Origin of the sequence: Shewanella sp. HL-SH5 (assembly GCF_051163755.1) — a bacterium.
Classification (GTDB): Bacteria; Pseudomonadota; Gammaproteobacteria; order Enterobacterales; family Shewanellaceae; genus Shewanella; species Shewanella glacialimarina.
In genome coordinates, this window is sequence record NZ_CP195038.1 from 845,958 (window position 1) to 858,726 (window position 12,769).

General features: G+C 43.5%; 11 protein-coding genes. 5 read left to right on the top strand and 6 right to left on the bottom strand.

Annotation, left to right across the window (positions count from 1 at the left end):
* Nucleotides 1–29: 29 nt before the first annotated feature.
* Nucleotides 30–452: a hypothetical protein gene (locus ACRWQM_RS03545; protein ID WP_434931298.1), complete on the bottom strand. Its 423-nt coding sequence runs from the start codon at nt 450–452 to the stop codon at nt 30–32.
* A 378-nt stretch (nt 453–830) separates the two neighbouring features.
* Here ACRWQM_RS03545 and ACRWQM_RS03550 point away from each other — a divergent pair, with 378 nt between their 5' ends.
* The 3 genes from ACRWQM_RS03550 to torR all read left to right on the top strand — a co-directional run bounded on the left by ACRWQM_RS03550 (nt 831) and on the right by torR (nt 2,992).
* Nucleotides 831–1,175 carry a DNA polymerase III subunit psi gene (locus tag ACRWQM_RS03550; RefSeq protein ID WP_434926993.1) on the top strand — a complete coding sequence of 115 codons (345 nt, stop codon included), beginning with the start codon at nt 831–833 and terminating at the stop codon, nt 1,173–1,175.
* Between the two features lie 155 nt (nt 1,176–1,330).
* Entirely contained in the window at nt 1,331–2,080 is a 750-nt protein-coding gene (locus tag ACRWQM_RS03555; RefSeq protein ID WP_434931299.1) for a TorF family putative porin, read from the top strand.
* Nucleotides 2,081–2,266: 186 nt separating this feature from the next.
* The gene (torR, locus tag ACRWQM_RS03560) at nt 2,267–2,992 is read left to right on the top strand and encodes a two-component system response regulator TorR (RefSeq protein ID WP_434931300.1); all 726 of its coding nucleotides are present in this window, start codon (nt 2,267–2,269) and stop codon (nt 2,990–2,992) included.
* Here torR and torT read toward each other — a convergent pair.
* Nucleotides 2,976–4,052 carry a TMAO reductase system periplasmic protein TorT gene (gene torT / locus ACRWQM_RS03565; RefSeq protein ID WP_434931301.1) on the bottom strand — a complete coding sequence of 359 codons (1,077 nt, stop codon included), beginning with the start codon at nt 4,050–4,052 and terminating at the stop codon, nt 2,976–2,978. The genes torR and torT overlap by 17 nt on opposite strands.
* An 86-nt stretch (nt 4,053–4,138) precedes the next feature.
* On the opposite strand from torT, the gene torS reads away from it, so the two are divergent.
* Entirely contained in the window at nt 4,139–7,288 is a 3,150-nt protein-coding gene (gene torS, locus ACRWQM_RS03570) for a TMAO reductase system sensor histidine kinase/response regulator TorS (RefSeq protein WP_434931302.1), read from the top strand.
* Between the two features lie 72 nt (nt 7,289–7,360).
* Here torS and torD read toward each other — a convergent pair whose 3' ends face one another.
* The 4 genes from torD to ACRWQM_RS03590 form a co-directional block, all read right to left on the bottom strand.
* Nucleotides 7,361–7,999, bottom strand: coding sequence for a molecular chaperone TorD (gene torD, locus ACRWQM_RS03575; RefSeq protein ID WP_434931303.1), 639 nt, complete (start codon nt 7,997–7,999; stop codon nt 7,361–7,363).
* Between the two features lie 101 nt (nt 8,000–8,100).
* A complete protein-coding gene (torA, locus tag ACRWQM_RS03580; protein ID WP_434931304.1) occupies nt 8,101–10,593 on the bottom strand; it encodes a trimethylamine-N-oxide reductase TorA in 2,493 nt (830 codons plus the stop codon).
* A gap of 12 nt (nt 10,594–10,605) precedes the next feature.
* The gene (gene torC, locus ACRWQM_RS03585; protein WP_434931305.1) at nt 10,606–11,784 is read right to left on the bottom strand and encodes a pentaheme c-type cytochrome TorC; all 1,179 of its coding nucleotides are present in this window, start codon (nt 11,782–11,784) and stop codon (nt 10,606–10,608) included.
* 39 nt (nt 11,785–11,823) lie between these two features.
* On the bottom strand, nt 11,824–11,994 hold the full coding sequence (locus ACRWQM_RS03590; RefSeq protein ID WP_226413701.1) for a periplasmic nitrate reductase, NapE protein: 171 nt from the start codon (nt 11,992–11,994) through the stop codon (nt 11,824–11,826).
* Nucleotides 11,995–12,232: 238 nt separating this feature from the next.
* Here ACRWQM_RS03590 and rimI point away from each other — a divergent pair, with 238 nt between their 5' ends.
* On the top strand, nt 12,233–12,679 hold the full coding sequence (gene rimI / locus ACRWQM_RS03595) for a ribosomal protein S18-alanine N-acetyltransferase (RefSeq protein ID WP_434931306.1): 447 nt from the start codon (nt 12,233–12,235) through the stop codon (nt 12,677–12,679).
* Nucleotides 12,680–12,769 lie beyond the last annotated feature (90 nt).

Here is a 12,769-nt window from a genome sequence, read left to right on the forward strand (position 1 = left end):
TACTTGTTCCGGTTGGACACGAGCAATCGCTAGCTCAGGTTCAGGCTTAGGTATTGTAATTGATGTGGCCGGTTTTTTTGTGACGGAGTAACAGAGCGCTCAAAAGTAATGGGTCTACGGCTCAGTTGGTTATAGGCGGTGCTCATTGATGACAAACTTTCATCATCATCACAAAAATCGATTAAATCAGCGGTGATAATTAGCTTATCGGTTTGGATAAGATTAGTGATAATAATGGCATCGACGCGTTTTTCTTTTGCTTTTTCTCTGATCAATTGAAAACTACTGGCTATTAGCTTGTTATTCGCGCTGTCAGTAAGTTTTTTTTCAATATAAATACCATCAACAATAATAGGCGCACATGAAGGTAAAAAATTAAGAATAGGGGGAAGTGATTTGGCTGAAACGGGTAGACTTAAAATAAGCAGCATTAACACTAACAGTTTGTTCATTGTCGGGCACATCCTTTTGGTTTTGCTTGAATTTATGCTAATTACTTTTTAATCATGTTCTGTTTAATTGGCATTGCTAGCGCTTACTCATCCGTACTTTAGTACTGTTTTATGACTAATAATTGAGTAGCGGCTCTAATTTAACAAGTATTTAACAACCATGTCAAAGGTGGACTGCGGATTTTGTTGCAAAAAAGATAAAAATATCACTGAACCGCTATTCTTAACAAATCTAAACAAGGTTTCAAATATCACTAGGAGTTGGCTTACCCTACTGGCTTACAACCGCTTTATTTGCACTGCATTTTTAGCATTGGCTTTCCCTCATCTAGGCTAACCTGATATTCTTATTTTATTATTGATTAATAGACTGTGAATATGGACAAATCGGCTTTTCTTGATGCAATGAACATCACCCGTTGGCGTAGTGCTGACAAACCGGGCAAACCTTACTTGGTATTACACGATGTCGATGCAGATTTATCTGAACAACAGTTTATTGAAAATGTGCTGGCCCAATTAGATATAACCCCAGAGCAATGTGATTTTGATTGTGAAGTGATCAAAGGTCCGCAGGTTGTTTGGGATATGCGTAAAGTAAAAAGACGTCCACGGGTAGCATGGTTAGTCAGTGCACCACTGGAAGATGTGCTTCAAAGTGGGACTGAAAAGCGTCAGCTATGGCAGCAAATTTGTTCTGTGGTAGATAAACAACAAAGCTAATTTTATAGGGCTTATCTTTTACATCAGATTAAATGCCATTATTCATAATTTTTCATATTCATTTCTTATCAATTCATATCAAGCACAATAGCCATTCATAAGTTTTCCCTATAGTCACCCTATCAATAATAAGTGGTAAACATAGGGTGATAATTATGAACAAAATACATCAACTGACTCAATCGGTTTTACTTGGCAGCTTGCTATTTTCAGCCGTGCCATTTGCATTTGCTGCAGATGATGCCGACGTGTTTGGCGGTAAAATTAGCGGCAACATGACTTTTGCATCTGATTATGTTTTTCGCGGTGAATCTGAAACCATGGACGGCGACGTTCCCGTGGTGCAAGGCACGTTAGGTTGGGCTAACGATGATGGTTGGTACACTGGCGTTTTTGCTTCAAATATTAAGTTTGCTGATCCTAATTTAGAAATCGTGACCGCGCCATACATTGGTAAAGCTGGCGAGTTTGGTGATAGTGGCATTACCTATGACGTGATGGTCTTTTCTTACCTTTATCCGGGTGCGTCTTATTCAAACTACACTGAATTATGGATTAAAGTGGGCAAACAGTTTGGCCGTGCAAACGTACAACTAGAAGTGACCCCAACGGTTGATGACTGGTTTGGTGTAGAAGGCTGGCAAGGGGTGAACTACGCAGTACACCCAAGTTATCAATTCGACAGTGCCTGGAAAGTGTCTGGCAGCGTGGGTTATCAGGATTTAGATGGCGAGGGAGCAGAAGGTTGGGGGCACTGGAATCTTGGTGTCAGTAAAGTCTATGCAGGGATTAATTTCGATGTGCGTTACCATGGCAGCACAGTTGACGCTGATCATAAAGTGTATGGTACCCAAACCGAAATTTTTGATGATCGCCTTGTTGTCGGTATTAACAAAAGTTTCTAGCCTGCAATAGCAGCTTCGCAGTAATTATTGGTATGGGATCTGAAACGTCACTCTCCCTTAGTGATATTCAGGTCCTTTTTTTAGACTTTTTTGCTACCCGCTACTCATTCCTTGGAGATCTTTATAGGCAAATGTGAAAAATTATGAATAATATCGGTCATTAGCTTAAATACTTTGGATTTAACGATGGCGCATACATTTGTATCACACACAGTGCTGGTGGTTGATGATGAGGCGGTAATACGTGCTCGCTTAAAAGGATATTTTGAGCGTGAAGGTTATCGGGTACTCGAAGCTGGCGACGGCGAGCAGATGTGGCAACAGTTTGCCAATAATCATATCGATTTAGTCATGTTAGATGTCAACTTGCCCGGTGTTGATGGTTTAAGTTTAGCCCGTGATTTACGCAGCCGTTCTGATGTCGGCATTATTTTGGTTACTGGGCGCGATGAAACTATCGACAAAATTGTTGGCCTTGAAATGGGCGCCGATGATTATGTGACTAAACCCTTTGAACTTAGAGAGCTGTTGGTTAGGGTTAAAAATTTGCTTTGGCGGATTTCGTTAGTTAAAAAAGCCCAGCAGGAAGTGGTCGAGCAATTTGAAAAGTGTGACGATTTAATTGTGTTCGACCGGTACGTTTTAGAATTAAATAGTCGTAAGTTATCCCGCGGTGATGAAGTGATTAAACTCACCAAAGCGGAATTTGAATTACTGACGGCTTTTGCTTTACACCCACAGCAGGTTTTATCTCGCGAACGTTTGATGCAGCAAACAAGTCATCGAAATGAAGATGTCAATGACAGAACCATAGACGTGATTATCCGCCGTCTACGCAATAAGCTTCAGGCAGATTTATTTGTTACCGTACACGGTGAAGGTTACTTATTTGCCACTAAGGTTGAAGACTAGGCGAAACTACACGGTAGACGGGATAAAAGTCAGCAGGGGCTAAGCTATTTTCAAGTGCATTAAAGGACACTTTACCTTGTGATAGCTTAAGTATTTGCGGGCCTATATCACCAAAGGGCGCAGCACCTTCAAGCTCTTTTACTATTACATCAATGGCTAACTTACCTTGTAACACCACCTGATCATCTGTGCTAAAAGCCACTTTATGTCGATACAGTCCCCGCAACGTGGCGGGAGATAAATAACTACTGACTAACTTTACCTGCCCAGCTAGCTGCTTATGTTGTAAAGAGCCTATCGCCGCCTCAATGGCCACGGCACTTCCTAAAATATAATCGGGAATATGATCATTGAGTAAGTGATGCAATTGGTCACGGTAAAGGTTGCGATTATTATCAGTATGGCGAATAGATGACACTTCTATCGGGCTGTTTGCTATGGCATCAAGAATACCAAGTTCAACCCAACTGCTACCGCCAACGCCTTCAGGGCCAGTTAATAGCGCTAGTTTTACTGGTTTATCTGCAGGGATCTTTGATTGCGATTGGCTAATATAATTGCCGGCAATCCAACCCATTTGATACCAATTGACGCCAACGCGGGTATTGATGATAGGGCTATTGAGTTGATTGACCAGCGCAATAATCGGTTTATTGATAGATCCTTTATAATGCTTAAGTAAATCAGGGCTGACAGTACCAAGCAAAATCGCATCAAATGGCTCTGTTAAACAGTGTTCCAGTTGCTTTAGTTGTTGGTCTTTGCGGTAATAACTGCCCGCCTCAAATAACTCTAGGTTAACCCCTAATTGGCTGGCATGGGACACCAAACCATAATCGATGCCTATCCAATAAGCATCTTTAAGGTGGGGAACTAATGCACAAATGCGCCAGTTTTTTTGGGCAGACGTTAAGGCGTTATAATGGATTTTTTCAGTGGTTTGAATTTTTTCATTAAACGGCGTTCGTTGCTCTAATGACCAATGGTTGTCGGTTTTTGCTTCAACCAGTGATGAAATTGCCCCTAAACAAAAAATGAGTATATAAATGAGTTGTCGCATCTTATTGTCTCTATTAGGGTGTCTAAGCCGTTAAGTAAAACACTGTGGTTTTTGTCGAGTAGATTGTAACAGTTTAAGGAATGAATGTGAGTGCTTTATCACTATCAGGTAAGAGCTTAGTTGGTCGGCTCATGCTGGCATTTAGTCTATTGGGACTGCTATTACTATTATTAGTCAGTCTGGGCAGTTTATCCTTATATTGGGTAAAATTAGCCGATCAGTATTTATACGAAGAAGCCTTACCAGCCTCGGAAGCCGCCAGACAACTTATGCAGTCGTCCAATGCATTACTCGACAATGCTCAAGGGCTTGAACGAGTGGAAGAAGAAGCCCAAAGAGCATTTTTAGGACGTAAATTATCTTTAGAAAGCACCAATTTATTTGCTGCAATTGAACGGCTTAATGCGTTAAAAGTGCAAGATAGTCATAACAGTAAAGATAATAATTTAGCCTTACTTGCGAGTGAGATTATTGATGACTTATCTGTTTTAGGGCGTCAGGTTGGCGCACGTTTAGCATTAACTGCACTATTAGATGATAAAGGCAGCGACCTTGCCGAAGCGGCTAGACGAAGCGGTGTGTTGCTTGAAGCCGAGCAAGCGGTAGTCGACTCGGCTATTTTGGCCAAATTAAGCCTAGCTTATCCGCAAGTGGCTGGTGAAGCGCAAAGCGCTCACTTGCTCGACACCATCATAGAACAAGATTTAGATATCAGAGAGCGCTTAAACAGGGCGTTAGCGCTTATTCATCATGTCGCATTAGTGGGCCAATTATTGCAGTCTCCCGAGCAACAACTTGGATTAAATAAAATATTAGACAGCATGACACGGGTGCTTTATCAATCGGGTATTCGCCCTAAAACTAGCGGCCAAAATGTGGCGGGAGAACACCCCAATCACACCTCAGGCTTTGATGTTTCAAATAGCGCTGTGGGTAAGCAAATTGATTTAATGCCGCTTGAATTATTAAAAGGGCTTATTCGCGACCCAGTTCGGGCGACAGAGCTTGAGCAAGAATTAGTTTTGCTAAGGGAAGTGAATATTGGTTTACGTTTACAGCAGCAATATGCGCAAGTACTAGCTAAGCAAACGGCCCTATTGATGCAGCTAACAGACAAATTAAGCCTGTTGAATAAGTCGGTCGATGGGGCGATGAAAGCCCAGCAAATCCAAGCAGACAATGCCCGCCGCGATTTTTTACAGCAACTGTTTTGGGCAAAGTCCGGCCTGTGGGCAACGGGCGTGTTAATGTTCATTATCATGATGCTGGTGGTATATCGGGTGATTTATAAAGGCATTGCCCTGCGCCTAAATGAAGCGACCGCGGCGTTATCACAATTAAGCCTAGGTAATACCGAGGTTGTGCTTGATCCCCATGGCGATGATGAGCTAACCGCTATGGCTTCAGCTATCGAAGCATTCAAGCAAAAAACTACCCAAAATCAAGCGTTGCAAGCCGAGTTACAAACTACCGCATCTGAACTGATTGTGCATAAAGCCTCATTAGAAAATACCGTTCAGGCGCGTACCATTGAATTAGCCGAAACCAATCGTCAGTTAGATGCTGAAGCAAAAGGGCACTCGGCCGCAAGGGAGATGGCTGAGCAGGCCAGCAATGCTAAATCATTATTCTTAGCTACCATGAGCCATGAAATTCGCACGCCATTAAATGGGCTTTTAGGCACGTTAACCTTATTGAGCCATTCACCTTTACCGCCTGCCCAAAAGCAAATGCTGGCTTTGTCTCAATATAGCGGCACTTTACTGCAAACCGTGTTGAACGATATTTTAGATTTTTCGCGTTTAGAACAAGGCAAGTTAACTAACGAGCCGCGACCCGTTGCGTTAAATGATCTGTTAGATGAAGTGATGGCGGTGATGATGTCGGGTGCGGGGCTAGCCGGGTTATCTTTATCGTTAAACCGTCAGAATTTGCCGCAATGGATACATGTCGATGGGCCTAAACTGCGACAGGTGTTGTTTAATTTGTTGGGTAATGCGATTAAGTTTACTGCCAAGGGCGGGATTGAATTACAGGTTGCAGTGGTGGATAAGCAGCTGACTTTCGCGGTTATTGACAGCGGTGTTGGCATTAGTGAAACCGCAATGGAGCAATTGTTTATCGCTTATAGCGCTCAGCCTAATCAAGGACGCACCCGCGGTACTGGTTTGGGGCTGTCAATTTGTAAAGAGTTGGTCGCGCTGATGAACGATTTCGACAATAACAGCCAAAACAATCTCGACAATGCTAGCCAGTGTATTCGGGTGGATAGCCAAGTGGGTAAGGGCTCAACATTCAGTTTTAGTTTACCGCTGGTTATTTGTAATCAAGCCGATGAATTAAGCCGTATCGAATTGCCAAAAGTGGTGCCTAAAAATCTGCTAGTGATTGAAGATAACAAAGTCAATGCTATGGTTGCCCAGGGCTTTTTAGCTCACCTTGGTCATCAGTCTATATTGGTTGAAAGCTGCGCGCAGGCAAGAGCAGTTTATCGGCAGGATAATGCCGCACAGTTTGACGCGATTATGCTGGATATTCAGTTAGGTGATGGCTCAGGCATTGAGTTGTTAGCTGAGTTAACCCAGATTACCAAATCGGCGCATTTAAGCACTAATATCGCCGCGTTTACCGCTCAAGTGCAAGATGATGATATGCAAATCTATAAAGCAGCAGGATTTGATTCGGTACTCGAAAAACCACTGAATATGCAGGCTTTAGCTGCATGGATTGGCGTTGCTTGTGAAGCATTTCAAACCGACACTCACAGTGTGGGGGCGGCATTTCAAACCGAGGCAGCAACGCTTGATCAAGATGAATTGAATCCTAATACGATAGATGCAGATAGCCTAATTGAAGATAAGCCTATTGCTGCTAGCACACTTAAGATGGAGGCGAATTCTTCTCCAACAAACAAGTCAGCGGCGCATTTGCTCAATGAGCAACAGATTACAGAGGACTTACAATACTTAGGCGCTGATGCGTTAACTGAAATGTTAAGCTTGTTTAAAGTAAGCAGCAGCGCTCAGTTAGCAGCATTAGCTCAGTTGCCAGCCAACAGCGGCGAATTATTACATGGACTCAAAGGCAGTAGCGCCAGCATGGGATTAGTTGCGTTAAGTCAGCGGTGTCAGCAATTGGAATCATGTACGTTAAATGATGAAGGGTATCAAGCACTGCAACGATTATGGCAGGACTCGATTGATGCCGTGTCGCTAAAACTGACGGGTATGACTTAAGCTAGCAGATTGCATGAATAAAAAAACACCGAGCAAGCTCGGTGTTTTAGTCCTTGGGGAGGAAGGGTAAAGCTAATTTGCTCGAAGAGCATCACAATCACTGGCAACCCAGTCCCGGGTAAGTCTGGCAAGGGCGGCATAAAAATTACCGCTATCAACCGTCATTACCTTATCGGTAAACTGAGGTAACCAAGCATTCAAATATTGGCCGATAAAGGCCTGTTGTGTTTTATCGTCACTGCAACAGGCTTGGTGGGCTACGTAGGCTAAAATGACCGCGATATGATCCGCAGGTTCAGGAAACTCACTTTGCACAGCCAATTGACTTTGTTGTAAAAAAGTCTTCATTTGCTGATGCTGCTCACCAAATAATAATACTTCATCCCCAGCGTCATTATCGCCAAGATACAAGCTGGCATAGGGGCTTGCGCTATGTTTAGTACCGACTAAAAACAATCCGCAATAATCCGCAGCAAGTTCTAATAACGCCCTGTCAGTATGTAGAGTATTCAACACTGAATTTAAGCTAGCGATATCTTGTGCCAATAAAGGATCGCGGGCCAGTTGAGCAAAGAAGGCCTGAGCCTGACTAGATGTCAGTTCATGCAATAGTTGATGATCAAGCTCTTTAGCAAAAAGCGATGAGAGCAGTCTGTATACCATAGCGCGGCCCTGGTTCATTGGGGTGGCGTACACTTGAGTTTCATTCATCTATGTTGTCTCCTTTAAGCCTATTCAGCTCATTACTAATACTGTTTAAGGTTTACACGCCAAGGATAAACTTTGCATGTAAAACCTTAAGTTGAGCTGATTTAGATTTTCGCTTCAATTGGGCCACTAAACGAGCTGACCTCTGGCACTTTGCCCTGATACTTTTCAAAGTTAACTAAACAAGTATAGGCAGCGCAGGCTTGGGCTAGCTTGGAAGTGCCGATATCTTGAGTCAAGGTATTTGGATCACCATAGCTGCATAATGCACCAATTTCATTACCCCCTTGTTTGCTGCCATCTTTGCCAACAGGGCCGTACCAGGCACCTTCGTGGATACGAATAACACCGCGTGGGAAATTGTCAGACACCACAGCACCAGCAAGCAATTGACCACGGTCGTTAAATACCCGCACTATGTCACCGTCTTTAATGCCACGTTGTTTGGCATCAGTTGGGTTTAGGTAAACGGGCTCACGCCCTTTTACAGTGTAGGTTGCACGATATTGCTCAGACTCACACATTTGCGAATGTAAACGTTTATCAGGGTGACAAGATTGCATCCACACAGGGTACTTATCTGAACCGGGGCCACCATGACTGCGTTCTGACTTTTCCATCCAGGTTGGGTGGCCTGGGCAATCATCATAGTTAAACTGCGCAATCTTACGGCTGAATATCTCAATCAAACCCGATGGTGTGCCAAGTGGCGCCATTTCTGGATCGTTTCTGAAATCAGCGTGACGAGTCCAAGGTTGACCTTCACCAAAGTGAACATAACCGTCTTTCCAGAAGGTATCGAAATCTGGCATGTCAAACTTGCCCGCGTTATCGGCTTTGCACTCGTTATAGAGCTTTTTAAGCCAATCAAACTCAGACATACCGCGGGTATACTCTTGCTCTTTACCCATAATTTTGGCAAATCGAGTAAAGATTTCAAAGTCAGATAAGCTTTCAAATAATGGCTCAACCATCTTTTGCATTGCTAATACACCACGGTTAGCGTAACTGCCGTAGACATCAATATCATTGCGCTCAAACGTGGTACAGGCTGGTAACACGATATCAGAGAAACGGCATGTCGCCGTCCAGTTCATATCAATGGTGACTACACACTCAAGCTTTTTGAATGCCCGCTTCATTTTGTTTCTGTCCTGATGATGGTTCCAGGGGTTATTACCCGAAAACACCATCATTTTGACATCTGGGTAAGTCACTTTTTCGCCATTAGCATCAATGGTTTTACCTGGCTCTAATATGGCATCAATCCAGCGCGCAACAGGTATAGTGCTACTCGCGCCTTTGAAATCATTATTATCAAACAGCGGCTTTTGGCCTTCATCTAAATTACGTGGGAATGCTCCAGGCGCTGCGGCTCCTGATGAGGGGACGCCAATACTTGAGTAATGGTGACCGTAGCTGATACCGCCGCCAGGTAAACCAATTTGGCCAATCATAGTGGCTAACACAGCGGCCATCCAATACGGTTGTTCACCGTGTTGTTGACGCTGAATACACCAGCCCATCATTATTTGGGTACGGCCTTTAGTCATTACCTTGGCTAAATCACGAATGATTTCAGGAGTCACGCCAGTAATCTTACTTGCCCATTCTGGTGTTTTGGCAATGCCGTCAGACTCGCCTAATAAGTAAGGTAAGAAGTGTTCAAACCCCAAGCTGTAACCTTCGATAAACTTTTTATCATGCAGGTTTTGGCTAACCATTTCATGGGCAATACCCAGCATCAATGCCACGTCAGTTTGTGGATTGACATACAGTTGCTCGCAGCCCAAATACTGCTGCGTTTTAGTGACCACAGGGTCAATGCTGATCACGCGGATTTTGCCTTGGTTAACCTTCTCTTTCAGTTTCGCAAGGTAGCCATATGACTCGTGGGTTTCAGCGTTCCAACCCACTTGCAGATTTTTATAGGGATCGTTAGACCATAAGACAATGGTGTCTGACTGTTCAAGGATTAACGGCCATGACGTGCCCTGGGCGTATACCTCTGTTGAGCCTAAAATATACGGTAAAATGGTTTGCCCTGCGCCGGTAGAGTAATCACCAATTTTTTTAACAAAATTACCGTGCATGCCTACAGCGCGCTGCATATGGCTAGTGCTTGAGTGCAGTTGCCCCGTTGCGCGCCAACCCGTTTGACCCGCATGCAAGCCTGATGGGCCATACTTGGTTTGCACTTCGTCTAATGAGTCTTTGAACAAGTTCAGTGCCTTGTCCCAAGTGACGCGAACAAAACGAAAATCACCGCGCTGTGAAGTATCACTTTTATGACCTTTTAATAAAAAGTCTAAACGTACCATAGGGTAACGAACGCGTGATGGGTTATACACTAACCCTTTTACGCCGTTAATCATGTCGGTTGGATACTTGTCTAAGTCAAAAGGGATCACCTGAGCAATGACACCATTTTTACGCTTCATCTTGAATGCGCCAAAATGTGAGCCGGTTGTTAACCATTCATCATTAGCCATGGTTCCCGCAGCTGCCAAAGCCTTAAATGGCGCTAGCACTGATGCACTGCTTAGGCTAACAAATGAGGTTGCTGCTAAGCCTTTAAGAAAGTCTCTTCTGTTCATAATGATGTCCTATTAGTGCGCTGACTTGTCGAAAGTAGATGAATGTTCCTGTAGGTACTTTTGCACAAGTGCTTGGGTATCTTGGTCCATGTTGACGAACGCTATCATGCCTTGAAACATTCCAGGCCAGCTGTTGGCATCGAAGTGCGCTTCAGTAGGTTGGGTATGACACACACTACAACTGTTGGTATATGTGTCTCTTGCATAGTCCCAAAGTGGTTGTAGGTCTTTCACTAGGTAATCTGAGTCGGTCCAAATTTTGGCTTCAACACGTTGCCAAATAAGTCCTGTCATAGGGTCTTCTTTTTGCTCGAACACTTCCATTACACCGTCTTCAAGGGCGGCATCTTTTGACAATTGAGCCGATAAAATGTTTAGGCCAAAATCGTAGTAAATCACTCGGCCCGCACCGACTTTTTTACGCCAGCCATCAATGCCAATTTTAACGCGATTACCTTTGGTTTCTAATACCGTCACTTTAGTGGCAATGTTTAGGGTACCGGCTTCAACGTCAGTTTTTTCGTTGAAGTAAAGTGGTTTAGTTAATGCGGTAAAGTAACTGCTGTTCGCTTCAAGGCTAGATTCGCCAGCACCGACTTGGGCAATTAATTCAGGTGCACGTGAGGTGCCCATATCAGGTAGCTTGTGGGCAATTCCTTTGTGACAATCGATACAGCTTTGGTCTGTTTCCGCAGCACGTTTCATTTGTTTCTGCGCCAGTTTTGACATGTCTTCCCACTTCATTGAGTCGTAGTTATGACAGTTTTTACAGGCCAATGAATCATCACGATCAAAACGTTTCCACTCACGGCTTGCCATTTCAAGGCGTTTCGCTTCAAACTTTTCTTCGGTATTCACGGTTTGCATTAACCAGCCCCACATATCATGTGATGCTTCAATTTTTCGGCCAATTTTACGGCTCCAGTTATGCGGCACGTGACAATCAGGACACGTAGCACGCACACCAGAATGATTAGACCAATGCACGGTTTGCTGTAACTCTTGGTAGGGTTTGCTTTCCATACTGTGACAACTAATACAAAACTCTTCAGTGTTAGTTAGTTCTAAAGCAGTATTAAAACCACCCCAAAAAATAATGCCCATTAAAAAGGCTGAAAGGCTAATAGTGCCTAAAGTGAGGTATTTAGCTGGCTGGTTGAGTGTGCGCCAGGTGTTGATAAACCATTTCATAACGATATCCTTAATAAGATTGACCCAGAGTGAGAAGGACTAGTGAGCGACCACGCCACCAAAGGCTTGGATCATCCAAATAACAAAGCCATAGGCGCTAATGCTGGTGGCTGTGGCAATGGGGAAAAACAAAAAAATGATAAATCCCAGTGCTTTAAGTTCATTGAATTTCACTTTTTTAGGTGTTTCAGATAATTCTTTTGTGGTCATGATTTGCTCTCTTAATGATGACATCTACCGATGAAGCCCATATTAGATAAGAGTTGTTAACGACAGTCAGACCATGGATGAATGGATATAGACAACTTATGAAAGAATATGAATAAATCCATAAGGGGCAATTGTTAATCTGGTAACAATTACTTTAACTAACTGATATGATTTAGGTATACCTGCTCGCTACCTTAGGTAGTATCACTTTGTAATTGCCCATTTTGTGGAAATATTTATGACTTATTCCTTGGTCGCGTTAACTGAAGATCACCTTACTGAAATGTCAGCCATTGAACAGGCATGTCATCATTCGCCGATGTCGCAAGCCACCTTAGCCAGTTGTTTCGGGCATTTGTATCGCGTTGAAGGCGTGATGGCAGAGGGGCAATTATGGGGCTTTAGTATTGTTCAGCAGGTGATTGATGAAGTGACCTTGATGGATATCTGCATTGCCCCCTCAGCACAAGGTTTAGGCTTAGGTAAGCGCTTATTAACCTCATTAGTTGCACAGGCAAAGGCATTCGATGCAGTGGTGATTATGTTAGAGGTGCGCCAGTCTAACTTGAGTGCGATTGGGCTATATGAAAAAGCAGGCTTTGTTGAAACCAGTCGTCGTAAGGGGTATTACCCAACGGACGATGGCCATGAAGATGCGATTTTGATGGATTTGGTGTTGAGTTAATTATCCTCGCTATCGATAGTTAGATTCTCGATTACTCCCGATATTTAATCTCTTCGATTGAGCTATATTTGTAATAGCTCTGTTAGATTT